This is a genomic window from Streptomyces sp. NPDC030296, from assembly GCF_055572815.1.
Genome location: NZ_JBVICQ010000016.1, coordinates 45,705 through 70,416 on the forward strand (window position 1 = coordinate 45,705; position 24,712 = coordinate 70,416).

At 70.1% G+C, this 24,712-nt stretch carries 21 protein-coding genes and 2 pseudogenes; 5 read left to right on the forward strand and 18 right to left on the reverse strand.

Annotated features, from left to right (window positions below; genetic code table 11):
• Nucleotides 1-94: 94 nt before the first annotated feature.
• Genes nuoN through ACZ4Z3_RS35230 form a run of 14 tightly spaced genes read right to left on the reverse strand, consistent with a single transcriptional unit; the run spans nt 95 to nt 16,105 of the window.
• Nucleotides 95-1,744, reverse strand: a complete 1,650-nt coding sequence (nuoN, locus tag ACZ4Z3_RS35165) for an NADH-quinone oxidoreductase subunit NuoN (RefSeq protein ID WP_468504857.1) — start codon at nt 1,742-1,744, stop codon at nt 95-97.
• Nucleotides 1,741-3,312: an NADH-quinone oxidoreductase subunit M gene (locus ACZ4Z3_RS35170; RefSeq protein WP_468504858.1), complete on the reverse strand. Its 1,572-nt coding sequence runs from the start codon at nt 3,310-3,312 to the stop codon at nt 1,741-1,743. Before ACZ4Z3_RS35170 ends, nuoN begins: the two co-directional genes overlap by 4 nt.
• A 5-nt stretch (nt 3,313-3,317) precedes the next feature.
• Complete coding sequence (nuoL, locus tag ACZ4Z3_RS35175) at nt 3,318-5,264, reverse strand: NADH-quinone oxidoreductase subunit L (protein ID WP_468504859.1); 1,947 nt, start codon at nt 5,262-5,264, stop codon at nt 3,318-3,320.
• 15 nt (nt 5,265-5,279) lie between these two features.
• Nucleotides 5,280-5,579 (reverse strand): NADH-quinone oxidoreductase subunit NuoK, encoded by a 300-nt coding sequence (gene nuoK, locus ACZ4Z3_RS35180; RefSeq protein ID WP_009310327.1) that lies wholly within the window; start codon nt 5,577-5,579, stop codon nt 5,280-5,282.
• Nucleotides 5,576-6,403, reverse strand: a complete 828-nt coding sequence (locus ACZ4Z3_RS35185; protein ID WP_468504860.1) for an NADH-quinone oxidoreductase subunit J — start codon at nt 6,401-6,403, stop codon at nt 5,576-5,578. The genes nuoK and ACZ4Z3_RS35185 overlap by 4 nt, the downstream gene beginning before the upstream one ends.
• Nucleotides 6,400-7,041, reverse strand: a complete 642-nt coding sequence (gene nuoI, locus ACZ4Z3_RS35190; RefSeq protein WP_468504861.1) for an NADH-quinone oxidoreductase subunit NuoI — start codon at nt 7,039-7,041, stop codon at nt 6,400-6,402. Before nuoI ends, ACZ4Z3_RS35185 begins: the two co-directional genes overlap by 4 nt.
• Nucleotides 7,034-8,398, reverse strand: a complete 1,365-nt coding sequence (gene nuoH, locus ACZ4Z3_RS35195) for an NADH-quinone oxidoreductase subunit NuoH (RefSeq protein ID WP_468504862.1) — start codon at nt 8,396-8,398, stop codon at nt 7,034-7,036. The genes nuoI and nuoH overlap by 8 nt, the downstream gene beginning before the upstream one ends.
• Nucleotides 8,395-10,905, reverse strand: coding sequence for an NADH-quinone oxidoreductase subunit G (locus ACZ4Z3_RS35200; protein ID WP_468504863.1), 2,511 nt, complete (start codon nt 10,903-10,905; stop codon nt 8,395-8,397). Before ACZ4Z3_RS35200 ends, nuoH begins: the two co-directional genes overlap by 4 nt.
• A complete protein-coding gene (gene nuoF / locus ACZ4Z3_RS35205; protein ID WP_468504864.1) occupies nt 10,902-12,257 on the reverse strand; it encodes an NADH-quinone oxidoreductase subunit NuoF in 1,356 nt (451 codons plus the stop codon). The genes ACZ4Z3_RS35200 and nuoF overlap by 4 nt, the downstream gene beginning before the upstream one ends.
• Complete coding sequence (nuoE, locus tag ACZ4Z3_RS35210) at nt 12,257-13,087, reverse strand: NADH-quinone oxidoreductase subunit NuoE (RefSeq protein ID WP_468504967.1); 831 nt, start codon at nt 13,085-13,087, stop codon at nt 12,257-12,259. Before nuoE ends, nuoF begins: the two co-directional genes overlap by 1 nt.
• A 29-nt stretch (nt 13,088-13,116) precedes the next feature.
• Nucleotides 13,117-14,439 (reverse strand): NADH-quinone oxidoreductase subunit D, encoded by a 1,323-nt coding sequence (locus ACZ4Z3_RS35215; RefSeq protein ID WP_468504865.1) that lies wholly within the window; start codon nt 14,437-14,439, stop codon nt 13,117-13,119.
• Nucleotides 14,436-15,179, reverse strand: coding sequence for an NADH-quinone oxidoreductase subunit C (locus ACZ4Z3_RS35220; protein WP_468504866.1), 744 nt, complete (start codon nt 15,177-15,179; stop codon nt 14,436-14,438). Before ACZ4Z3_RS35220 ends, ACZ4Z3_RS35215 begins: the two co-directional genes overlap by 4 nt.
• On the reverse strand, nt 15,176-15,730 hold the full coding sequence (locus ACZ4Z3_RS35225; RefSeq protein WP_007383964.1) for a NuoB/complex I 20 kDa subunit family protein: 555 nt from the start codon (nt 15,728-15,730) through the stop codon (nt 15,176-15,178). The genes ACZ4Z3_RS35220 and ACZ4Z3_RS35225 overlap by 4 nt, the downstream gene beginning before the upstream one ends.
• 15 nt (nt 15,731-15,745) lie before the next feature.
• On the reverse strand, nt 15,746-16,105 hold the full coding sequence (locus ACZ4Z3_RS35230; RefSeq protein ID WP_009310323.1) for an NADH-quinone oxidoreductase subunit A: 360 nt from the start codon (nt 16,103-16,105) through the stop codon (nt 15,746-15,748).
• 713 nt (nt 16,106-16,818) lie between these two features.
• Here ACZ4Z3_RS35230 and ACZ4Z3_RS35235 point away from each other — a divergent pair.
• On the forward strand, nt 16,819-17,646 hold the full coding sequence (locus tag ACZ4Z3_RS35235) for a C40 family peptidase (RefSeq protein WP_468504867.1): 828 nt from the start codon (nt 16,819-16,821) through the stop codon (nt 17,644-17,646).
• Nucleotides 17,647-17,944: 298 nt separating this feature from the next.
• Here the strand turns inward: ACZ4Z3_RS35235 and ACZ4Z3_RS35240 are convergent, their stop codons facing one another.
• Nucleotides 17,945-19,249 carry a geranylgeranyl reductase family protein gene (locus ACZ4Z3_RS35240; protein ID WP_468504868.1) on the reverse strand — a complete coding sequence of 435 codons (1,305 nt, stop codon included), beginning with the start codon at nt 19,247-19,249 and terminating at the stop codon, nt 17,945-17,947.
• Nucleotides 19,250-19,368: 119 nt separating this feature from the next.
• Between ACZ4Z3_RS35240 and ACZ4Z3_RS35245 the strand changes: the two genes are divergently transcribed.
• From ACZ4Z3_RS35245 to ACZ4Z3_RS35260, 4 genes and pseudogenes are all read left to right on the forward strand, one after another.
• A complete protein-coding gene (locus tag ACZ4Z3_RS35245) occupies nt 19,369-19,875 on the forward strand; it encodes a GNAT family N-acetyltransferase (protein ID WP_468504869.1) in 507 nt (168 codons plus the stop codon).
• Nucleotides 19,876-20,014: 139 nt separating this feature from the next.
• Complete coding sequence (locus ACZ4Z3_RS35250; protein ID WP_055539333.1) at nt 20,015-20,338, forward strand: PASTA domain-containing protein; 324 nt, start codon at nt 20,015-20,017, stop codon at nt 20,336-20,338.
• A 227-nt stretch (nt 20,339-20,565) separates the two neighbouring features.
• A pseudogene (locus tag ACZ4Z3_RS35255) lies at nt 20,566-20,625 on the forward strand (helix-turn-helix domain-containing protein); the annotation flags it as partial.
• A gap of 49 nt (nt 20,626-20,674) precedes the next feature.
• Nucleotides 20,675-21,037: pseudogene (locus ACZ4Z3_RS35260) on the forward strand (RNA-guided endonuclease InsQ/TnpB family protein); the annotation flags it as partial.
• A 73-nt stretch (nt 21,038-21,110) separates the two neighbouring features.
• On the opposite strand, the gene ACZ4Z3_RS35265 reads toward ACZ4Z3_RS35260, so the two are convergent.
• The 3 genes from ACZ4Z3_RS35265 to ACZ4Z3_RS35275 all read right to left on the reverse strand — a co-directional run bounded on the left by ACZ4Z3_RS35265 (nt 21,111) and on the right by ACZ4Z3_RS35275 (nt 24,711).
• Nucleotides 21,111-23,234 (reverse strand): zinc-ribbon domain-containing protein, encoded by a 2,124-nt coding sequence (locus ACZ4Z3_RS35265; RefSeq protein ID WP_468504870.1) that lies wholly within the window; start codon nt 23,232-23,234, stop codon nt 21,111-21,113.
• A 124-nt stretch (nt 23,235-23,358) separates the two neighbouring features.
• Nucleotides 23,359-24,057 (reverse strand): demethylmenaquinone methyltransferase, encoded by a 699-nt coding sequence (locus ACZ4Z3_RS35270; protein WP_468504871.1) that lies wholly within the window; start codon nt 24,055-24,057, stop codon nt 23,359-23,361.
• Between the two features lie 204 nt (nt 24,058-24,261).
• Nucleotides 24,262-24,711, reverse strand: a complete 450-nt coding sequence (locus tag ACZ4Z3_RS35275) for a hypothetical protein (RefSeq protein WP_468504872.1) — start codon at nt 24,709-24,711, stop codon at nt 24,262-24,264.
• Nucleotide 24,712 lies beyond the last annotated feature (1 nt).

The following is a 24,712-nucleotide window of genomic DNA, read 5'->3' on the forward strand; positions in this document are numbered from 1 at the left end:
AGTCCTGGGAGAGGACACCCGCGCCACCCACACGAAAGGGACCCGGCCCCCCGAGGGCCGGGTCCCCTTCGCCTCGTCGCCGCCGAGCTGAGCGTCAGCGCACGAACACTCCCGCCTGGCTCGCCAGATCCAGGAAGTACTGCGGCGCCACGCCGAGGACGAGCGTGACGGCCACGCCGACCCCGATCGCGGTCATGGTCAGCGGTGACGGCACGGCGACCGTCGGCCCCTCGGGGCGCGGCTCGCTGAAGAACATGAGCACGATGACGCGGATGTAGAAGAACGCGGCGATCGCCGAGGAGATCACACCGACGACGACGATCGCGCCGGCGCCGCCCTCCGCGGCCGCCTTGAACACGGCGAACTTGCCCGCGAACCCGGAGGTCAGCGGGATGCCCGCGAAGGCCAGCAGGAACACCGCGAAGACGGCCGCGACCAGCGGTGACCTGCGTCCGAGCCCGGCCCACTTGGAGAGGTGGGTCGCCTCGCCGCCCGCGTCCCGCACGAGCGTGACCACGGCGAACGCGCCGATCGTCACGAACGAGTAGGCGCCCAGGTAGAACAGCACCGACGAGACGCCGTCCGGAGTGGTCGCGATGACACCGGCGAGGATGAAGCCCGCGTGCGCGATCGACGAGTACGCGAGCAGTCGCTTGATGTCGGTCTGGGTGATGGCGACGATCGCGCCGGCCAGCATGGTGACGATGGCGACGGCCCACATGACCGGCCGCCAGTCCCAGCGCAGGCCCGGCAGGACGACGTAGAGGAGCCGGAGCAGCGCGCCGAACGCCGCCACCTTCGTGGCCGCGGCCATGAATCCGGTGACCGGGGTGGGGGCGCCCTGGTAGACGTCGGGCGTCCACATGTGGAACGGGACCGCGCCGACCTTGAACAGCAGGCCCATGACGACCATGGCGGCGCCGATGAGGAGCAGCGCGTCGTTGCCCATGGTGCCGGCGAGGGCGGGGCTGACCTCGCCGACGGTGCCGTCGACGACCCGGGCGATGGTGCCGTACTTCACGGAGCCCGCGTAGCCGTAGAGCAGGGCGATGCCGAAGAGGGTGAACGCGGAGGCGAAGGCGCCGAGGAGGAAGTACTTGACGGCGGCCTCCTGCGACATGAGCCGCTTGCGGCGGGCCACGGCGCACAGCAGGTACAGCGGGAGCGAGAAGACTTCCAGGGCGATGAACAGGGTCAGCAGGTCGTTCGCCGCGGGGAAGATCAGCATGCCGCCGACGGCGAAGAGCAGCAGCGGGAACACCTCGGTGGTGGTGAAGCCCGCCTTGACGGCGGCCTTCTCGCTGTCGCTGCCCGGCACGGACGCGGCCTGCGCGGCGAACGAGTCGACGCGGTTGCCGTGCGCCGCGGGGTCGAGGCGCCGTTCGGCGAAGGTGAACACGCCGAGGATGCCGGCGAGGAGGATCGTGCCCTGGAGGAACAGGGCCGGTCCGTCGACGGCGACGGCGCCCATCGCGACGATGCCCGACTTGGTCGTGGCGTATCCGCCGGCCGCGAGCCCGATCACCGCGGCGAAGGCGGCGGCGAGCGCGACGACGGACAGGAAGACCTGGGCGTAGTAGCGGGTCTTGCGGGGGACGAACGCCTCGACCAGCACGCCGAGGACGGCCGCCCCGATGACGATCAAGGTGGGCGACAGCTGCCCGTATTCGATGTCCGGCGCGCCGATCTTGTCGATCGGCTCGGCCGCCGTTGTCCACAGGCTGTGGACGGCTGATGCGCTCACTTGGACGCCTCCACCTCGGGCTGGGGGTCCTTCTTCTGTACGTCGGACAAGGTCTGCTTGACCGCCGGGTTGACGATGTCGGTGACGGGCTTCGGGTAGACACCCAGGAAGATCAGCAGAACGATCAGCGGGGCGACCACGACGAGTTCCCGCACCCGCAGATCGGGCATGCCCTCGACCTCCGCCTTCACCGGGCCCGTCATCGTCCGCTGGTAGAGGACGAGGGTGTAGAGCGCGGCGAGGACGATGCCGACGGTGGCGATGATCCCGATGACCGGGTAGCGGGCGAACGTCCCGACCAGGACCAGGAACTCACTGACGAACGGGGCGAGCCCCGGCAGCGACAGGGTGGCGAGACCGCCGATCAGGAAGGTGCCGGCGAGCACCGGGGCGACCTTCTGGACGCCGCCGTAGTCGGCGATGAGCCGCGATCCGCGCCGGGAGATCAGGAACCCGGCGACCAGCATGAGGGCCGCGGTCGAGATGCCGTGGTTGACCATGTAGAGCGTCGCGCCCGACTGACCCTGGCTGGTCATCGCGAAGATGCCCAGGATGATGAACCCGAAGTGGGAGATCGACGCGTAGGCGACCAGCCGCTTGATGTCGCGCTGGCCGACCGCGAGCAGCGCCCCGTAGATGATGCTGATCAGGGCGAGGACGAGGATCGCGGGCGTCGCCCAGGTGCTGGCCTCCGGGAACAGCTGGAGACAGAAGCGGAGCATCGCGAAGGTGCCGACCTTGTCGACGACCGCCGTGATCAGGACGGCGACCGGGGCCGTCGACTCCTGCATGGCGTTGGGCAGCCAGGTGTGCAGCGGCCACAGCGGCGCCTTCACCGCGAAGGCGAAGAAGAACCCGAGGAACAGCCACCGCTCGGTGCTGGTCGCCATGTCCAGGGTGCCGTTGGCGCGGGCCTCGGCGATCTGAGTGAGGGAGAAGTTGCCGGCGACCACGTACAGGCCGATGACCGCGGCCAGCATGATCAGGCCGCCGACCAGGTTGTAGAGGAGGAACTTCACCGCGGCGTACGACCGCTGGGTGGACGCCGCCTTCTCGCCGTGCTCGTGGGCCCGGTCCCCGAAGCCGCCGATGAGGAAGTACATCGGGATGAGCATGGCTTCGAAGAAGATGTAGAAGAGGAAGACGTCGGTGGCCTCGAAGGAGATGATCACCATCGCCTCGACCAGCAGGATCAGCGCGAAGAAGCCCTGGGTGGGCCGCCACCGCTTGCTGCCGGTCTCCAGGGGGTCGGCGTCGTGCCAGCCCGCGAGGATGATGAACGGGATCAGCAGCGCGGTGAGCGCGATCATCGCGACGGCGATGCCGTCCACGCCCAGTTCGTACCGGACCCCGAAGTCCTTGATCCAGGCGTGGGACTCGGTGAGCTGGTAGCGGTCGCCGCCGGGGTCGAAGCGGACCAGGACGACCGCGGCGAGCACCAGGGTGGCCAGCGAGACGATCAGCGCCAGCCATTTGGCGGCGGTCCGCCGGGCGGCCGGTACGGCGGCCGTGGCGATGGCTCCCAGGGCCGGGAGCACCGCCGTCGCTGTCAGCAGAGGAAAGGACATCGGTATCAGACCGCCCTCATCAGCAGGGTCGCGGCGATGAGGATCGCAGCGCCGCCGAACATCGAGACCGCGTACGACCGGGCATAGCCGTTCTGGATGCGGCGCAGCCGCCCGGAGAGGCCGCCCATGCCGGCCGCGGTGCCGTTGACGACACCGTCGACCAGGGTGTGGTCGACATAGACCAGGGATCGGGTGAGGTGCTCTCCGCCGCGGACGAGGACCACGTGGTTGAAGTCGTCCTGGTACAGGTCGCGGCGGGCGGCCCGGGTGAGCAGCGATCCGCGCGGGGCGACGACCGGGACGGGGCGGCGCCCGTACTGGAGCCACGCGAGGCCGACACCGATGACCATCACGGCGACCGTGGACGCGGTGACGGCGCCGGCGCTGATCGGCGGGTTGCCGTGCGCGTGCTCGGTGACGGGTTCCAGCCAGTGGATGAACCGGTCGCCGATGCTGAAGAACCCGCCGGCGAAGACCGATCCGACGGCCAGCACGATCATCGGGATCGTCATGACCCTGGGCGACTCGTGCGGGTGCGGTTCACCGTGGGCGCCGTGGTGCTCGGCGGCGGGCTCCACGTCCGGCTCCGCCGGGGAGGCGGTCCGCCGGTCGCGCCAGCGCTCCTCGCCGAAGAACGTCATCAGCATCACGCGGGTCATGTAGAACGCGGTGATGGCCGCGCCCAGCAGGGCCACACCGCCGAGGATCCAGCCCTCGGTGCCGCCCTTGGCGAACGCCGCCTCGATGATCTTGTCCTTGGAGAAGAAGCCGGACAGGCCGGGGAAGCCGATGATGGCGAGGTAGCCGAGGCCGAACGTGATGAACGTGATCGGCATGTACTTGCGGAGGCCGCCGTACTTGCGCATGTCGACCTCGTCGTTCATGCCGTGCATGACCGAGCCGGCGCCGAGGAACAGCCCGGCCTTGAAGAAGCCGTGCGTCACCAGGTGCATGATCGCGAAGACGTAGCCGATGGGGCCGAGACCCGCGGCGAGCACCATGTAGCCGATCTGCGACATGGTCGAACCGGCGAGGGCCTTCTTGATGTCGTCCTTCGCGCAACCGACGATCGCACCGAACATCAGCGTGACCGCGCCGACCACGGTGGTCACCAGTTGGGCGTCCGGGGCGGCGTTGAAGATGTCGGCGGAGCGGACGATCAGATAGACGCCTGCGGTGACCATGGTCGCGGCGTGGATGAGGGCCGAGACCGGGGTCGGGCCCTCCATCGCGTCCCCGAGCCAGGACTGCAGCGGCACCTGGGCGGACTTGCCGCACGCGGCGAGCAGCAGCATCAGGGCGATGGCGGTGAGCTTGCCCTCGGTCGCCTCACCGGTGGCCTCCAGGACCGGCCCGAAGGCGAACGTCCCGAAGGTGGTGAACATCAGCATGATGGCGATGGACAGGCCCACGTCGCCGACGCGGTTGACCAGGAAGGCCTTCTTCGCGGCGGTGGCGGCGCTGGGCTTGTGCTGCCAGAAGCCGATGAGGAGGTAGGAGGCGAGACCGACGCCCTCCCAGCCGACGTACAGCAGCAGGTAGTTGTCGGCGAGGACGAGCAGCAGCATCGCCGCGAGGAACAGGTTCAGATAGCCGAAGAAGCGGCGTCGGCGCTCGTCGTGCTCCATGTATCCGATGGAGTAGACGTGGATGAGCGAGCCGACTCCGGTGATCAGCAGCACGAACGTCATCGACAGCTGGTCGAGCTGGAAGGCGACGTCCGCCTGGAAGCCCCCGACGGGGATCCAGCTGAACAGGAACTGGTGCATCGCACGGTTCTCGGGGTCCTTGCCGAGCATGTCGGCGAAGAGGACCACACCGACGACGAACGAGGCGGCGGCGAGGACCGTGCCGATCCAGTGGCCGACGGCGTCGAGACGCCGGCCGCCGCACAGCAGGACGGCGGCTCCGAGCAGGGGCGCCGCGATCAGCAGCGCAATCAGGTTCTCCACGATTCTTCCGACCCCTTACAGCTTCATCAGGCTGGCGTCGTCGACCGAGGCCGAGTGGCGGGAACGGAACAGCGACACGATGATCGCGAGTCCGACCACGACCTCCGCGGCGGCGACGACCATCGTGAAGAAGGCGATGATCTGGCCGTCGAGATTGCCGTGCATACGGGAGAACGCGACGAGGGCGAGGTTGCAGGCGTTGAGCATCAGCTCGACGCACATGAACACCACGATCGCGTTCCGCCTGATCAGGACGCCGGTGGCGCCGATCGTGAACAGCAGGGCGGCGAGATACAGGTAGTTGACGGGATTCACTTCGATGCCTCCCCGCTCTTGCCGCTGTTGGTGCGCTCCAGGCGGTCCTCGGCGCGCTGCTCCAGGGCCTTGAGGTCGCTCAGCGCCTCGGTCGACACGTCGCGGACCTGGCCGCGGTCCCGCAGCGTCTTGCTGACGGTGAGCTCGGACGGGGTGCCGTCGGGCAGCAGGCCCGCGATGTCGACCGCGTTGTGCCGGGCGTAGACGCCGGGGGCCGGCAGCGGCGGGAGGTGCTTGCCCTCGCGGACACGCTGCTCGGACAGTTCCCGCTGGGTCTTGGCGCGCTCGGTGCGCTCGCGGTGGGTGAGCACCATGGCGCCGACGGCGGCCGTGATCAGCAGGGCGCCGGTGAGCTCGAAGGCGAACACGTAGTCGGTGAAGATGAGGGCGGCGAGGCCCTCCACGTTGCCCCCGGAGTTCGCCTGGCCGAGGCCGTTGAACTCGGTGAGCGCCGCGTTGCCGATGCCCCCGACGAGCAGGATGCCGAAGCCGAGGCCGCACAGCAGGGCCAGCCAGCGCTGGCCCTTGATGGTCTCCTTCAGGGAGTCCGCCGCGGTGACGCCGACGAGCATCACCACGAACAGGAACAGCATCATGATCGCGCCGGTGTAGACGACGATCTGCACGATGCCCAGGAAGTAGGCGCCGTTGGCGAGGTAGAACACCGCCAGAATGATCATGGTGCCGGCCAGGCAGAGCGCGCTGTGCACGGCCTTCTTCATGAACACGGTGCACAGCGCGCCGATCACCGCGACGGTGCCGAGCACCCAGAACTGGAAGGCCTCACCGGTGGAGGTCGTGTAGGCGGCGAGTTGGTGCGTCATCGGCGGATCACCTTCTCCGACGCGGGCTCGTCCTCACCGAAGGTGGAGGCGCCCTCCTGCGGCACCTCGCCCTTGGAGAGGGCGACCTGCCGCTCGGTACCGGGCGCGGCCTCGGTGACCAGGCCCCGGTAGTAGTCCTGCTCGTCGGTGCCCGGGTAGATCGCGTGCGGCGTGTCGACCATGCCGTCGTCGAGCCCGGCGAGCAGCTGCTCCTTGGTGTAGATGAGGTTGGCGCGGCTGGAGTCGGCCAGCTCGAACTCGTTGGTCATCGTGAGCGCGCGGGTGGGGCACGCCTCGATGCACAGTCCGCACAGGATGCAGCGGGCGTAGTTGATCTGGTAGACGCGGCCGTACCGCTCGCCCGGCGAGTAGCGCTCCTCGTCCGTGTTGTCCGCGCCCTCCACGTAGATCGCGTCGGCGGGACAGGCCCAGGCGCACAGCTCGCAGCCGACGCACTTCTCCAGGCCGTCCGGATGGCGGTTGAGCTGGTGTCGGCCGTGGAACCGCGGGGCGGTGGTCTTCTCCTGTTCCGGGTACTGCTCGGTCAGCCGCTTCTTGAACATGGCCTTGAAGGTCACGCCGAAGCCGGCGACGGGGTTCTGGAAACCCGGCTTGGTCTCCTTGGGCTCATCAGCCATCGGACGCCTCCCTCCCATTCGAAGATCCGTCACTGTCAGTATCGGACCCACCACTGACAATCAGCTCCCGCTCACGGCGCGGACGCCTGCGCGGCACCGGCGGGAGGATCTGTCCGGGCAGGGGCGGTACGGGGTATCCGCCGGCCATCGGGTCGAAGGCGGCCGGTTCGGCGGGCTGGTCCTGGCTCTCGCGCTTGTCGCGGAAGATGTCCGCGACGAACGACAGCAGGAACAGCACGACGACGGCACCGGCGACGTACAGCGCGATCTGGGCGAAGTCGTAGTTCTCGTTGCGCAGGGTCCGCACGGTCGCGACCAGCATCAGCCAGACCACGGAGACCGGCAGGAGGACCTTCCAGCCGAGCTTCATCAGCTGGTCGTAGCGGACGCGCGGGAGCGTGCCGCGCAGCCAGATGAAGAAGAACAGCAGCAGCTGCACCTTCACCACGAACCAGAGCATCGGCCACCAGCCGTGGTTGGCGCCCTCCCAGAAGGTGCTGATGGGCCAGGGGGCCCGCCAGCCGCCGAGGAAGAGGGTCACCGACACCGCCGAGACCGTCACCATGTTCACGTACTCGGCGAGCATGAACATCGCGAACTTGATCGACGAGTACTCGGTGTTGAAGCCGCCGACCAGGTCGCCCTCGGACTCCGGCATGTCGAACGGGGCGCGGTTGGTCTCGCCGACCATGGTCACGATGTAGATCACGAACGAGACCGGCAGCAGCACGATGTACCAGCGGTCCTGCTGGGCCTCCACGATCGCCGACGTCGACATCGACCCGGAGTAGAGGAACACCGAGGCGAACGCGGCACCCATGGCGATCTCGTAGGAGATCATCTGCGCGCAGGACCGCAGGCCGCCCAGCAGCGGGTAGGTGGATCCGGAGCTCCAGCCCGCCAGGACGATGCCGTAGATGCCGACGGAGGCGACCGCGAGGATGTAGAGCATCGCGATCGGCAGGTCGGTGAGCTGCATCGTGGTGCGCTGGCCGAAGATCGAGATCTCGTTGCCCGCGGGGCCGAAGGGGATCACCGCGATCGCCATGAAGGCCGGGATGGCCGCGACGATCGGCGCGAGGACGTAGACCACCTTGTCCGCGCGTTTGACGATGACGTCTTCCTTGAGCATCAGCTTGATGCCGTCGGCGAGCGACTGGAGCATGCCCCAGGGGCCGTGCCGGTTGGGGCCGATGCGCAGCTGCATCCAGGCGACGACCTTGCGTTCCCACACGATGGAGAACAGCACGGTGATCATCAGGAAGGCGAAGCAGAACACCGCCTTGACGACGACCAGCCACCAGGGGTCGCGGCCGAACATCGAGAGGTCTTCAGCGGCGAGGGAGTACGCGCTCATGCCTCCACCTCCTCGGGGGCCTCGGCGGCGAGCGTCGCGGGGCCGATGCGGACGAGTGCGCCGGGCAGTGCCCCGGTGTCGGAGGCGACGCCCGAGCCCGCGGAGTTCAGCGGCAACCAGACGACGCGGTCGGGCATGTCGGTGATCTGCAGCGGGAGTGCGACCAGGCCCTCGGGCCCGGTGACCGCCAGCAGGTCACCGTTCTTCACGCCGGCCTCGGCGGCCGTCGCGGCGGACAGACGCGCGTGCGCGGCGTGCCGGGTGCCGGCGAGGGCCTCGTCGCCGTCCTGGAGGCGGCCCTGGTCGAGCAGCAGCCGGTGTCCGGCCAGGACGGCCTCCCCGGCGGCGGGCCTCGGCAGCCCGGCGGCGATCTCCACGGGCTCGGTCGCCCGCGAGCCGTCCCAGGCGCCGAGCCGGTCCAGCTCCGCGCGCGTGGTGCGCAGGTCCGGCAGCCCGAGGTGGACGTCCATGGCGTCGGCGAGCATCTGCAGCACCCGCCCGTCGGTGGGTGCCAGACGGCGGGTCATCTGGTCGGGCTTCAGCGCGGCCTCGAACGGCCGGACCCTGCCCTCCCAGTTGATGAAGCTGCCGGCCTTCTCCGCGACGGCGGCGACCGGCAGGACGACGTCGGCGTGGTCGGTGACCTCGCTGGGCCGCAGTTCCAGGGAGACCAGGAAGCCCACCGAGGCGAGCGCCTCACGCGCGCGTGCCGGTTCGGGCAGGTCGGCGACCTCGACGCCGGCCACCACCAGGGCCCCGAGCTCTCCGGTGGCGGCGGCCTCGACGATCTGCCCGGTGTCGCGGCCGTAGCGCAGCGGGAGCTGGGCGACGCCCCAGGCGGAGGCGATCTCCTCACGCGCGCGTGGGTCCGTGGCCGGGCGGCCGCCCGGCAGCAGCGACGGCAGCGCGCCGGCCTCGATGGCACCGCGCTCCCCGGCCCGGCGGGGGATCCACACCAGCCGGGCGCCGGTCAGGGCGGCGGCCCGTACGGCCGCCGTGAGTCCGCCCGCGACACCGGCGAGCCGCTCACCGACGACGATGACGGCGCCCTCGGTGCGCAGCGCCGCGGCGGCCTCGGTGCCGTCCCCTTCGAGTCCGGCGCCGCTCGCGAGGGCGTCCAGCCACTCGGTCTCGGTGCCGGGCGCGGCGGGCAACAGCGTCCCGCCGGCCTTCTCCAGGCCCCGGGTGGCGTGCGTGGCGAGCGAGAACACCCGCATCTTGTGCTTGCGCCAGGCCTTGCGGAGCCTCAGGAAGACACCGGGTGCCTCCTCCTCGGCCTCGAACCCGACGAGGAGGACCGCGGGGGCCTTCTCCAGCGTGGCGTACGTGACGCCCTTGCCGTCGAGGTCGTGGCCGCGGCCGGCGACCCGGGCGGCCAGGAAGTCGGCCTCCTCGCCGCTGTGCACCCGCGCGCGGAAGTCGATGTCGTTGGTGTCGAGCGCCACGCGCGCGAACTTGCTGTACGCGTAGGCGTCCTCGACGGTGAGCCGGCCGCCGGTCAGGACACCGGCCCTGCCGCGCGCGGCGAGCAGCCCTTGGGCGGCGGCCTCCAGGGCCTCCGGCCAGGACGCCGGTTCCAGGACGCCCTCCTCGTTGCGGACGAGGGGGGTGGTCAGCCGGTCGGGGCGCTGCGCGTAGCGGAACCCGAAGCGGCCCTTGTCGCAGATCCACTCCTCGTTGACCTGGGGGTCGTCGGCGGCGAGCCGCCGCATGACCTTGCCGCGCCTATGGTCGGTGCGGGTGGCGCAGCCGCCGGAGCAGTGCTCGCACACGGACGGCGAGGAGACGAGGTCGAAGGGCCTGGAGCGGAATCGGTACGCCGCCGAGGTCAGCGCGCCGACCGGGCAGATCTGGATGGTGTTGCCGGAGAAGTACGACTCGAACGGGTCGCCCTCGCCTGTGCCCACCTGCTGGAGCGCGCCCCGCTCCAGCAGTTCGATCATCGGGTCGCCGGCGACCTGGTTGGAGAAGCGGGTGCAGCGGGCGCACAGCACGCACCGTTCGCGGTCGAGGAGCACCTGCGCGGAGATCGGTACGGGCTTCTCGTAGGTGCGCTTGCGGCCCTCGAAGCGGGACTCGGACTGGCCGTGCGACATGGCCTGGTTCTGCAGGGGGCACTCGCCGCCCTTGTCGCAGACGGGGCAGTCCAGGGGGTGGTTGATGAGCAGGAGCTCCATCACCCCCTTCTGGGCCTTCTCGGCGACCGGGGAGGTGAGTTGAGTCCTGACGACCATCCCGTCCGTACAGGTGATCGTGCAGGACGCCATGGGCTTGCGCTGGCCCTCGACCTCGACGATGCACTGGCGGCAGGCGCCGGCCGGGTCGAGGAGGGGGTGGTCGCAGAAGCGGGGGATCTCGATGCCGAGCTGTTCGGCGGCCCGGATGACCAGGGTGCCCTTGGGCACGCTGATGTCGACGCCGTCGATGGTCAGCGAGACGAGATCTTCCGGCGGGACCGCCGCCTCGCCGCCCGCGGCGGAGCCGCTGGTGGATGGCAGTACGGTCATGCGTTCACCTCCGCGTGCTTGTCCTTGTCGGCCCAGGCGGTCGACTTGGCGGGGTCGAAGGGGCAGCCACGGCCCGTGATGTGGTCCTCGTACTCCTCGCGGAAGTACTTCAGGGAGGAGAAGATCGGGGAGGCGGCGCCGTCGCCGAGGGCGCAGAACGACTTGCCGTTGATGTTGTCGGCGATGTCGTTGAGCTTGTCGAGGTCGCTCATGACGCCCTTGCCGGCCTCGATGTCGCGCAGCAGCTGGACGAGCCAGTAGGTGCCCTCGCGGCAGGGGGTGCACTTGCCGCAGGACTCGTGGGCGTAGAACTCGGTCCAGCGGGTGACGGCACGGACGACGCAGGTGGTCTCGTCGAAGCACTGGAGCGCCTTGGTGCCGAGCATGGAGCCCGCGGCGCCCACTCCTTCGTAGTCGAGGGGGACGTCGAGGTGCTCGTCGGTGAACATCGGGGTCGAGGAGCCGCCCGGTGTCCAGAACTTGAGGCGGTGGCCGGGACGCATGCCGCCGCTCATCTCCAGCAGCTGGCGCAGGGTGATGCCGAGCGGGGCCTCGTACTGGCCGGGGCTGGCGACGTGGCCGCTGAGGGAGTAGAGCGTGAAGCCGGGGGACTTCTCGCTGCCCATCGACCGGAACCATTCCTTGCCGCGGTGCAGGATGGCGGGAACCGACGCGATCGACTCGACGTTGTTCACGACAGTGGGACAGGCGTAGAGGCCTTCCACGGCAGGGAAGGGGGGACGCAGTCGCGGTTGACCGCGGCGGCCTTCGAGCGAGTCGAGCAGCGCGGTCTCCTCACCGCAGATGTACGCGCCCGCGCCCGCGTGCACGGTGAGGTCGAGGTCGAGTCCGCTGCCCAGGATGTTCTCGCCGAGGTAGCCCGCCTCGTAGGCCTCGCGTACGGCCTCGTGCAGCCGCCGCAGGACGGGGACGACCTCACCCCGCAGATAGATGAAGGCGTGCGAGGACCTGATGGCGTAGCACGCGATGACGATGCCCTCGATGAGGCTGTGCGGGTTCGCGAAGAGGAGCGGGATGTCCTTGCAGGTCCCCGGCTCCGACTCGTCGGCGTTGACGACGAGATAGTGCGGCTTCCCGTCCCCCTGAGGAATGAACTGCCATTTCATTCCGGTGGGGAAGCCGGCGCCGCCGCGACCGCGCAGGCCGGATTCCTTGACGTACGCGATGAGGTCGTCCGGCGTCATGGCGAGCGCCTTGCGGAGTCCCTCGTACCCGTCGTGCCGCCGGTAGACGTCCAGCGTCCAGGACCTGTCCTCGTCCCAGAAGGCCGACAGCACGGGTGCGAGCAGCTTCTCGGGGCTGGTGCCCTTGATCTCGGGTGCCAACGTCATCACTCCCCCTCCTCGGCGTCGTGCCCTGCCGGGTGGGCCGGGTCGGAGGCCGATGTCTCCTGCGGCGCGTCGTGCGAGCTGAGGTGCTCGCCCGGTGACGGCTCGTGCACCGTGTCCTGCGGCTCGTCGTGCGGGCCGCCGTCCCGCGGGTGGACCACGCGCGCGGTGCCGGCCTCTCCCTTGGCCAGGCGCAGGCCCACCAGGGAGGCGGGTCCGGCGCCGCCGGTCGCCTCGACGGCCCCGGGCCGCTCGTCGGGGAAGCCGGCGAGGATGCGCGCGGTCTCCTTGAAGGTGCACAGCGGTGCCCCGCGCGTGGGCTCGACCTGGACGCCGGCCCGCAGGTCGTCGACGAGCCGCTTGGCGCTGTCGACGGTCTGGTTGTCGAAGAACTCCCAGTTGACCATCACGACCGGCGCGAAGTCGCAGGCCGCGTTGCACTCGATGTGCTCCAGGGTGACCTTGCCGTCGTCGGTGGTCTCGCCGTTGCCGACGTTCAGGTGCTCCTGGAGCGCCTCGAAGATCGCGTCGCCGCCCATCACCGCGCACAGGGTGTTGGTGCAGACGCCGACCTGGTAGTCACCGCTCGGCTTGCGCCGGTACATGGTGTAGAAGGTGGCGACCGCGGTGACCTCGGCCGTCGTGAGGCCCAGCACCTCGGCGCAGAACCGCATGCCGGTGCGGGTGACGTGGCCCTCCTCGGACTGCACGAGGTGCAGCAGCGGCAGCAGCGCGGACCGGGAGTCGGGGTAGCGGGCGACGACCTCGGCCGCGTCCCGCTCCAGCCGGGCTCGAACGTCGTCCGGGTAGTCGGGCGCGGGCAGCTGGGGCATGCCCAGGCTGACTCCCTCGGGGGTGGTGGTCACCGGTCGACGCCTCCCATCACGGGGTCGATGGACGCGACGGCGACGATGACGTCGGCGACCTGGCCGCCCTCGCACATCGCCGCCATGGTCTGCAGGTTGGTGAAGGACGGGTCGCGGAAGTGGACCCGGAAGGGGCGGGTGCCTCCGTCGGACACGACGTGCACCCCGAGTTCGCCCTTGGGTGACTCGACCGCCGCGTACGCCTGTCCCGGCGGGACGCGGAAGCCCTCGGTCACCAGCTTGAAGTGGTGGATCAGGGCCTCCATGGAGGTGCCCATGATCTTCTTGATGTGGTCCAGGGAGTTGCCGAGGCCGTCCGGTCCGAGGGCGAGCTGGGCGGGCCAGGCGATCTTCTTGTCCTCGACCATGACCGGTCCCGGCTGGAGCCGGTCCAGGCACTGCTCGACGATCCTGAGCGACTGGCGCATCTCCTCCAGCCGGATCAGGAAGCGGCCGTAGGAGTCGCAGGTGTCGGCGGTCGGGACGTCGAAGTCGTACGTCTCGTAGCCGCAGTACGGCTGGGCCTTGCGCAGGTCGTGCGGGAGGCCGGCGGAGCGCAGGATCGGGCCGGTGGCGCCGAGGGCCATGCAGCCGGCCAGGTCGAGGTAGCCGACGTCCTGCATACGGGCCTTGAAGATGGGGTTCCCGGTGGCGAGCTTGTCGTACTCGGGGAGGTTCTTCTTCATCTTCTTCACGAACTCGCGGATCTGGTCCACCGCGCCGGGCGGCAGGTCCTGGGCGAGTCCGCCGGGCCGGATGTACGCGTGGTTCATGCGCAGGCCGGTGATGAGCTCGTAGATGTCGAGAATGAGTTCACGATCACGAAAGCCGTAGATCATGATCGTGGTGGCGCCCAGCTCCATGCCGCCGGTGGCGATGCACACCAGGTGGGAGGAGAGCCGGTTCAGCTCCATCAGGAGCACGCGGATGATCGAGGCGCGGTCGGGGATCTGGTCCTCGATGCCGAGGAGCTTCTCGACCGCGAGGCAGTACGCCGTCTCGTTGAAGAACGGCGTCAGGTAGTCCATGCGCGTCACGAACGTGGTGCCCTGCGTCCACGTGCGGTACTCGAGGTTCTTCTCGATGCCGGTGTGGAGGTAGCCGATGCCGCAGCGGGCCTCGGTGACGGTCTCGCCGTCGATCTCCAGGATGAGCCGGAGCACACCGTGGGTGGACGGGTGCTGGGGGCCCATGTTGACGATGATGCGCTCGTCGTCGGACCTCGCCGCGGTCTCGGCGACCTCGTCCCAGTCGCCGCCGGTGACCGTGTAGACGGTGCCCTCGGTGGTCTCGCGCGGAGTTGCGTGCTGCGTGCTCATGAGTACGACCTCCGCTGGTCCGGAGCCGGGATCTGGGCGCCCTTGTACTCGACGGGGATGCCGCCGAGGGGATAGTCCTTGCGCTGCGGGAAGCCCTGCCAGTCGTCCGGCATCATGATCCGCGTCAGCGCGGGGTGGCCGTCGAAGACGATGCCGAAGAAGTCGTACGTCTCGCGCTCGTGCCAGTCGTTGGTCGGGTAGACGGGGACGAGCGACGGGATGTGCGGGTCGGCGTCGGGGGCGGAGACCTCCAGGCGGATCAGCCGGTTGTGGGTGATCGACCGCAGGTGGTAGACGGCGTGCAGCTCGCGGCCCTTGTCGCCGGGGTAGTGGACGCCGCTCACGCCGGTGCACAGTTCGAAGCGGAGGGCCGGGTCGTCGCGGAGGGTGCGGGCGACGGTGGGCAGGTACTCGCGCTCGATGTGGAAGGTGATCTCCCCGCGGTCGACGACGGTCCTGTCGATCACGTTCTCGGGGACGAGGCCCTGTTCCTCCAGGGCACCCTCCAGTTCGTCGGCGACCTCGTCGAACCAGCCGCCGTAGGGGCGGGTGGCCGGGCCGGGGAGCCGGATGGAGCGGACCAGGCCACCGTAACCGGAGGTGTCGCCGCCCTTCTCGGCGCCGAACATGCCGCGCTGGACGCGGATCTCCTCGCCGCCGTCGCCGCGCTGGCCGGGGAGGTTGGAGGCGGAGAGGTCCTTCTCGGGGTTGGGTCCGCCGTTGCCGTTCGCGGCGCTCATCGCAGCAGCCCCTTCATCTCGATGGTGGGCAGCGCCTTGAGCGCGGCTTCCTCGGCCTCGCGGGCCGCTTCCTCCGCGTTCACGCCGAGCTTGGACGACTGGATCTTCTGGTGGAGCTTGAGGATCGCGTCCATCAGCATCTCGGGCCGTGGCGGGCAACCGGGGAGATAGATGTCGACGGGGACGATGTGGTCGACGCCCTGGACGATCGCGTAGTTGTTGAACATGCCGCCGGACGACGCGCAGACCCCCATGGAGATCACCCACTTCGGGTTCGGCATCTGGTCGTAGACCTGCCGCAGCACCGGCGCCATCTTCTGGCTGACCCGGCCGGCCACGATCATCAGGTCCGCCTGGCGCGGCGAGCCGCGGAACACCTCCATGCCGAAGCGCGCCAGGTCGTAGCGGCCCGCACCCGTGGTCATCATCTCGATGGCACAGCAGGCGAGGCCGAAGGTGGCGGGGAAGACGGACGCCTTGCGTACCCAGCCCGCGGCCTGCTCGACGGTGGTCAGCAGGAAGCCGCTCGGCAGTTTTTCTTCGAGTCCCATGGTCTTAAAGGCCCCTCAGTCCCATTCCAGGCCGCCGCGACGCCAGACGTACGCGTAGGCGACGAAGACGGTGAGCACGAAGAGCAGCATCTCCACGAGCCCGAAAACACCCAGGGCGTCGAAGGTGACGGCCCAGGGGTAGAGGAAGACGATCTCGATGTCGAAGACGATGAAGAGCATCGCCGTCAGGTAGTACTTGATGGGGAAACGCCCGCCGCCGGCCGGCGTGGGGGTGGGCTCGATTCCGCACTCGTAGGCCTCGAGCTTGGCCCGGTTGTAGCGCTTCGGGCCGATCAGCGTGGCCATGATCACGGAGAAGATCGCAAAGCCTGCCCCGAGGGCTCCCAGTACGAGGATGGGCGCATAGGCGTTCACCGCTCCTCGCTCCTCTCAGTCGGCACTGACTGCTGGCGGTTGCGTGGACCGGCTCTCCGCCCCACCTGTCCCACGAACACCGCCCGTCCCGGCGAAGATCGCGAACATGTGAAGCAGGTCACAAGCCCAACTGCCCCGCATCTTATGCCTGCGGGTCTGTGATCTGCGACACGGGGTGCGGCACCGAGTTTGTGATCTCCACCACCTGACGAAGGATCATGAAGTCGGATGAGCGGCGATCTTCATACACGAAGCGCCAGAGTGATCACCAGAAGTGACAATTTCGATCGTTGTCGCAGGTGAGAGGGTGCGTCTCTATATCAAGAGGGTTCCTCTGCATGCAAATTGGTGCTGGACGGGAGCGCTTGCTAGAGGACCGCGTTCACACACCAGAGGGAGACGCGGTGACGAATGTGGACGCGTGCACGCGTTCACGAGCGTCGGCGACCGGCGATCATCAACACGAAGCGGCCACATCGGTGATCACTCTGTGACCTGCGCCACATCGGATCGAGATCAAATCAGCCGGGCTTGGCCACTCGGTGCGATCGATGGTAAGCGCAGGGCAATTCGGACGTAATCACGAAAGCGCATGATCACGGGCTTGACCGGCCGTGTCCGCTTTGCCCGTTACGCCGTCAATAAAGAGTGACGCGCAGGGAATTTGGGGCGTCCGTTGAACAACTGTGGCGCACCACACGTTGCTTGAAGGTATGGACGAGCCCCTGGTACCGCTTGTACCCATGTCCCACACCGCTCACATACGCAGCCACCGGAAACCCCGCCGCAACGCGTCGTCCTCGATCGTGGTGCGCGCCGGAGTCGCCGGTGGCATCCTCAGCACCGTGGCCGTGGCCGGCGCTTCCGCGCAGGCCGTCGCCGCGGAGTCGGTGACGCAGACCCTCGAACTGCCCACCCTCACGGCCGACCTGGCCACGCAGGCAGCGCAGTCCGCGGACGCGACGCAGCAGATGGCGGCCGACTACCAGCTGCAGGCCGAGCGTGACGCGGCCGCGGAGGCGGCGGCCAAGCAGGCCGACAAGGACCTGGCGAAGGCCAAGAAGGAAGAGGCCCGCAAGAAGGCCGCCGAGGAGGCGGAGCGCAAGGCCGCCGCCGAGCGCGCCTCGCGGGACAGCACGCGCACGACCCTCACCACGAACTCCGCCTCGACGGCCCCGCCGGCCAGCGGCAGCGTCGAGACGGTCATCGCCTTCCTCGAGGCCCAGTTGGGCGACGCGTACGTCATGGGCGCCACGGGGCCCAACGCGTGGGACTGCTCGTCGCTGGTGCAGGCCGCGTTCAAGCAGGTCGGCGTGAGCCTCCCGCGGGTCTCTCAGGACCAGTCGATGCAGGGCACGGACATCCCGCTGTCCCAGATCCAGCGCGGCGACATCCTGTACTGGGGCGGCAAGGGTTCCGCCTACCACGTGGGTGTCTACCTCGGTGGCGGCAAGTACCTCGACGCGGCGAACCCCTCCAAGGGTGTCGTCATCCAGGACCTGTCGGGCTACCCGGCGTCGGGCGCGGTGCGCGTGCTCTGAGCCGTCCGCCGACCGCTCGCCGTACGGAAGGGCCGTCCGCCCCTTGGGGCAGGCGGCCCTCCGGCATGCCCGCGTACGGGCCGTGGCGGGCCCTGGGAGGGCCGTTCGGTGCGGGCCGAGGGCGCGCTGAGGGCTGGGGCGGCGAGAGGGCTCGCCGGTGCACTTCAGGCGCTCCGGCCCCGCAACCGGTGACACTTCCGGGCGTTGCATGACGAAAGGGACGTCGGCGAAACGGCCTCGAATGCCTCCGGCCCCGGAGCTCTCGCGTCCGGGGCCGGGTACGGGGCTTGTTCGGCCGTCAGGCCTTGGGGGCCACCTTCGAGAGGCCGTTGATGACGCGGTCCATCGCGTCGCCGCCGGTGGGGTCGGTGAGGTTGGCGAGGAGCTTCAGCGTGAACCTCATCAGCATCGGGTGGGTGAGGCCCCGCTGCGTGGCGAGCTTCATGATCTTGGGGTTGCCGATGAGCTTCACGAAGGCCCGGCCCAGCGTGTAGTAGCCGCCGTAGGTGTCCTTGAGGACCTGCGGGTAGCGCTGGAGGGCGAGTTCGCGCTGGCCCGGGGTGGCGCGGGCGTGCGCCTGGACGATGACGTCGGCGGCGATCTGGCCCGACTCCATGGCGTAGGCGATGCCCTCGCCGTTGAACGGGTTCACGAGGCCGCCGGCGTCTCCGACGAGCAGCAGGCCCTTGGTGTAGTGGGGCTTGCGGTTGAAGGCCATGGGGAGGGCGGCGCCGCGGATCGGGCCGGTCATGTTCTCCGGGGTGTAGCCCCACTCCTCCGGCATCGAGGCGCACCAGGCCTTGAGGATCTCGCGCCAGTCGAGCTCCTTGAAGGCGGCGGAGGTGTTGAGGACGCCCAGGCCGACGTTGGACGTGCCGTCGCCCATGCCGAAGATCCAGCCGTAGCCGGGCAGCAGGCGGTCCTCGCCCGGGCCGCGCCGGTCCCACAGCTCCAGCCAGGACTCCAGGTAGTCGTCGTCGTGGCGGGGGGAGGTGAAGTACGTGCGGACGGCGACGCCCATCGGGCGGTCCTCGCGGCGGTGCAGGCCCATCGCGAGGGAGAGTCGGCTGGAGTTGCCGTCGGCGGCCACCACCAGCGGCGCGCGGAAGGTGACTTCCTGCTTCTCACCCGAGTCCGGGTCGCCGAGCTTGGCCGTGACGCCGATGATGCGGCCCGTGCGGTCGTCGACGACGGGACCGCTCACGTTGCAGTTCTCGTGGAGGCGGGCGCCGGCCTTCTGGGCCTGGCGGGCGAGCTGCTCGTCGAAGTCGTCGCGCTTGCGGACGAGTCCGTAGTCGGGGTACGAGGCGAGATCCGGCCAGTCGAGCTGGAGGCGGACCCCGCCGCCGATGATCCGCAGCCCCTTGTTGCGGAGCCAGCCGGCCTCCTCGGAGATGTCGATGCCCATGGACACCAGCTGCTTGGTCGCACGGGGCGTGAGGCCGTCGCCGCAGACCTTCTCCCTCGGGAAGCTGGTCTTCTCCAGCAGGAGCACGTCCAGCCCGGCCTTCGCCAGGTAGTACGCGGTGGTGGAACCGGCTGGCCCGGCCCCGACGACGATCACATCGGCGGTGTGTTCGGTAAGGGGCTGGGGCTCGGTCACGACGGGTTCTCCCCAAGAGGTAGTTGGAGCACTGGAAGACCAGAAAACATGTGCCGACAGGCATCGGACATGGGCAGTCTATTCAGCGGAACCTGATCATCGGCTGAAGGGCTGCCCCTGTGAACCGAGCTCTGCCCGACGTACGGCTGCGCGTCCCCACCGACGAGGACGCCTTCGCGTGGCACCGGATCTTCGACGACCCCGACGTCATGGAGTTCCACGGCGGCCGGGCCGCCGAGCTGTCCGTCTACGAGGAGCTCACGGCGCGCCAGCGTCGTCACGACGCCGAGTACGGATTCTGCCTGTGGACCATGCTCGACGAGGAGGGCCGGGCCATCGGTTTCACCGGCGCCCAGCCGTGGCCGCGGACCTGGGGGCCGGCCGGCGAGATCGAGATCGGCTGGCGGCTCGCCCGCGACCACTGGGGCAAGGGGTATGTGACGGCCGCCGCCCTGCTGACCCTGGAGCGGGTAAGGGCGGCCGGCGTCCGGAACGTCGTCGCCATGGTCAACGCCCGCAACGAGCGCTCGATCGCGGTCACCCGACGGCTGGGCATGGAGCTGGCGGAGAGCTTCACGACGCCCGTCACGCAACAGGTGGGCCACTGCTACCGGCTGGCCCTCTGAGCCGCCGACGGGGGTTCCGGGCCCCCCCAACCCCCCGTTTCGTGACGCAGGGTAGCGATTTTCGACAGATCGCCACGCAGCGCTTCCGAACGGGCACCCCCGGCGGCTACCCTGCGGGTACCGCTGGGGGTGAACGTCTGTGCGCTTGACACCCAAGTCATTCGAAGTGCGTGTGCCTCGGTTCGTCGGTCTGATGGCCGTGGACGCGCGTGAGACGGCCGCGGCGAGCGGAGTCGGGCTGGCCGCCGGTGACCGGCCCGACGTCGAACTCGCCGTCGTGGACTACGTCGTACGGCAGTACCCGCCGCCGGGCGTCGAGGTGCCGCGAGGCGCGGTGGTGACCGTCTGGTTCGAGCTCGGCGACGACGGCGGGGGCGTGCGCGAACCCCGGCGCGGCGGCCCTCCTCCCGGGTTGCGCAGGGAGTTGGACGAGCCGGGGGAACCGTTCTCGCTGCGGCGATAGGGCCGCGGCGGCGCGGCGCGCGCTTCCGCCGCCCCGCCCGGCCTCCGCTGCCGGGACTCATTGGCAGTGCTCCGGCCTTCAAGCCGGGAGGTGAAGCGAATCCTGTGGTGGCGACGCGGAGCGTCGCGGTGTTGCTCCGGCGGAGCCGGGCAGTGCGCGGTACCGGTGACATCTCGCGCACATGCTCCCAGTGGCGGCGGGTGTTCGAGGTTTCCAAAGTGATCGTCATGCGCCTCCGGTACGCGTTCAGGCTCTATCCGAATGCCGGTCAGCGCGCCGCGCGGGCCAGGGCTTTCGGATGCGCCCGCGTGGTGTTCAACGACGCGGTACGTGCCCGTGCACGATGCCGGATGGGCGCAGTTCATCAGCATGCTGGAATACAAAGCGCAGCGGTACGGCCGCACCCTGGTCAGGATCGGCCGGTTCGAACCGACCTCCCAGACCTGCCACGCCTGCGGCGTCGTAGACGGGCCCAAACCCCTGAACGTGCGGGAATGGACCTGCAACTCCTGCGGCACCGTCCACGACCGGGACCACAACGCAGCGATCAACGTGAAGACGGCCGCCGGACTGGCGGTATCGGCCTGCGGAGCGCCGGTAAGACCGGGAGCGATCCCGGCACAGCGCGAAGAAACAGGAAGCCACGGATTCCCGACCGGAAACCATGCCGCGATGGGGGCACCCCCTGCTCGAACGTAGTTGAGAGCTCGGGGGAGGCACAGCAACCAGTCAAGGAAGGCCAGAATCCTCGCCCTTCAGGGCGAGGAGCAAGTCATTTCTGCAGGAACAGGATCGCGACCGCAACTCCCCCGCCGACCACGAAGGCCGCCGCGATGGTGAGGATCCACATCAGCGCCCGGCCGCGCGGCTTCGCGACGGGCCCGGCCGGGAGCTGATGGCCGAGCTCGACCATCGGAACCTCGTACGGCTCGACGGGCTGGGACGGATGCGCCGCCGACTGGCCCTGCGGAGCCGGCTGGTCCTGCGGGGTCGGAAGGCTATGTGGTGTCGGAAGGCTATGTGGTGTCGGCAGGCTGGGCGGGGTCGGAAGGCTGGGCGGCGTCGGCAGGCTGGGCGGGTCCGGCAGGCTCTGCGAGGTCGGGGGCCAGGACGGGGTGCCGTAGGCCGCGGGGCCGCTCGGCATCGCCGGGAACGGGGGCGCGATCACACCCGTGCGGGCGCCGGCCATCTGCACCAGATAGGGGGCCAGGAACGCCGCCGCGAAGATCCAGACGAGGCCGAAGAGCATGGCCTCGGCGAGGTTGAGGCCCACGTCGACCTGGCCGGCGGCGGAGAGCCCGCCCCCGAAGTCGGTCGAGGCGGAGCCGGACGCCTCCATGGCGAAGCCGCTGATGCCGGCGAGGAGGAGGAAGAGGCCGAAGAAGACACCGGCGGCGAGGAGTTGCTCACCCCGGCCCGAGGACCGGCGGGCGGCCAGGACGCCGAGGACCAGCGCGCAGACCGCGCCGAGCGCCAACGCGCCCACGACCGCCCAGTCGTTGACGGCGTCACCCAGCTCGGACAGCCCGAACGACTCGCGTTCGTAGCCGCCGTAGGGGCTGGACCCGCCGAGGCCGTAGTCGCCGGAGGAGCCGTCCCCGTACGAGTCGTCGCCGTACGACGAGTCGTCCCCGTACCGCGAGCGGCCCGCCTCGCCCTCGACGGACGCGCCCCAGGAGATGCCGAGGAAGGCCACGGCGATGTTGGGCAGGATGAACAGCACGATCAGCAGTGGATTGACGTCGTCCTCCCAGTCGGCCTGGAGCTCGTCGCTCGACGCGAGGGTGATGAGGGCGACGAGCGAGCAGAGGGCGAGCACGATCGCCATGGCGCGTACGGCCGTTCCGGTCGCCCGGAACAGGGAGCGCGGCCCGGGGCGCACGGCCAGCCAGGCGGCCAGGTCGTCGCGGTGCAGCACCCCGCCCGAGACGGCGGCGGTGAGCACCAGCGCGCCCAGCGCGGCGAGCCAGGGTGACGTGGAGACCTCGGCGAGGGCGACGGTCGGCTGGGCGAACAGCCCGAGCAGCAGGACGGCGACGGTCACCAGCAGTGTGACCCGCAAGGCCGCTTCGAGCCCGGCGGAACGACCGGGGACACCAGGAGCGCCGGGAGTGCCGGGTGCGCCGGGGGTGACGCCGCCGGGGACGGTCCAGCCGACGCCGGGTCCGGCGAAGCCGGCGTACCCGGCACGGGTCGCCAGACGGGTACGGAGTTGACGTACGCCCAGGTACAGCGCGACGGCGAACAGGAGGGTCACCGTGAGCGGGACGAGGGTCAGGGTGAAGCCGGCCTCGATGGTCCGGAGTTCGCCGGAGTAGCCGCCGCCGGTCTCGGAGACCTCGAAGCCGCCGCCGACGCCCTGGAGGAGCGAGGCGAGGGCGATGCCCATGCGGTCCCCGAAGCCGACGATGTCCTCCTCGTCCTGGCCGTAGTCGGGGATCGCGAGGGCGACGGCGCTGCCGAGCAGGAACAGCACCGGCCAGAGCGCCGCGAGGGCCGACCCGGCCCAGTCACCCCGGAAGGCCCGCCCCAGGAAGGCGCCCAGCGGCGACGGACGGGCGGGGACCGGGGCGAACTCGGGAGGAGGTGGCGGCGGCCCGACGGGGGGCACGCCCGCGGCCGGCCCCGGCGGCGGTGGAGGCGTGCCGGGGGGCGGGGCCGCCGGAGGGCCGGCCGACGGAGCTGCTGGCGGAGCGGCCGACAGGGTCGACGCGGGCTCGGTCGGCGGGGCGGGTGGCGGAGTCGGGGGTGCGCCCGGGCCGGCGGGCGCGTCCGGTGCCGGGGGCGCCGAGGGGACCGGTATGCGTTCCCGCCCGCACTTCATGCAGTAACGCGCGTCGTCGGGACCGGGGGCCCCGCAGTGCGGACAGTAGGACGTCATGGAACGCTCCGTCATCCAGAGAACTCGTGCCGTGATCAGACATGGGCACACGGGTGCCGCGTGTGCGGTGACATATCAAACGGACGGCGTTTTCCGTTGACCGGTTCCCATCAACAGGGCGCCCTTGGGGGCATCCCCCTTACGGGTGAACCTTGAACCCCCGGTGCAGGGCGACGACCCCTCCGGTGAGGTTCCGCCACGCGACCTTGTCCCAGCCGGCCTTCTGCAACCGCTCGGCGAGACCGGCCTGGTCGGGCCAGGCGCGGATGGATTCGGCGAGGTACACGTACGCGTCGGGGTTGGACGACACGGCACGCGCGGTCGGCGGCAGCGCGCGCATCAGGTACTCGGTGTAGACGGTGCGGAACGGCGCCCAGGTCGGGTGCGAGAACTCGCAGATCACGACCCGCCCGCCGGGCTTGGTCACCCGGTGCATCTCGCGCAGTGCGGCGTCCGTGTCCTGGACGTTCCGCAGGCCGAAGGAGATGGTCACCGCGTCGAAGGTGTCGTCCTTGAACGGCAGCCGCGTGGCGTCGCCCGCGGTGAACGGCAGCCAGGGGGTGCGTTCCTTGCCGACCCGGAGCATGCCGAGGGAGAAGTCGCAGGGGACGACGTACGCGCCGGTCCGCGCGAAGGGCTGTGAGGAGGTGCCGGTGCCGGCCGCCAGGTCCAGGACCTTCTGGGCGGGGCGGGCGTCCACCGCCCGCGCGACCTCCTTGCGCCAGCGCCGGTCCTGCCCGAGGGACAGCACGTCGTTGGTCAGGTCGTACCGTTCCGCCACTCGGTCGAACATCGAGGCGACTTCGTGCGGCTGCTTGTCCAGGGATGCGCGGGTCACGGGCCCATTGTGGCAGTAGGGGCCGAGCGGCCTCGCAGCGCCCGTCCCGGCGACCACGGGGCGAATGACGCTCTGACCGACTGCAGCGGGGTCGAGCGGGAGGACGGCGCGTTCGCGGAGGCGTTCTCGGGATGAGCGGGGCGGCGGCGCCCCCGCCACGGCGCCCCCGCCACGGCGCCCCCGCCGTCAGCGGCGCCCGTGCCGTCAGCGGCGGCGGTGCACCAGGCGGCCCGCGCAGACCGTCGCCACGCAGGTGCCCGCCTCGTCGAAGACCGCCAGGTCCGCCCGGCCGTCGTCGACGATCGCCGGCGGGCGGGGAGCGGCGAGCACGACGACGTCGTTCCGTTCGGCGGCGGCGCGGAGTTCGGGGATGTCCGCGTGGTCCGCCAGCACGGCGGTCGCCCCGGACTTCAGCACCACGTGGACGCGTTCCCGGGGGGTGGGCGCGTCGGGGAGCGGGCCCTCGTGGACGCGGGCGGGGCCGAGCACACCGGGCCACCGGCGCACGCGGGCGCCCGGGAACCGCTCCTGGATCTCCTCCAGCGGTCCCGCGGCCCGGACCCGGATGCCCTCGACGACCACGGCGCCGTCCTTGACGGGCTCCGGGTCGTCCCAGGTGAGGCGTAGCTCGTCGGCGGCGTGGATCGTCAGCATG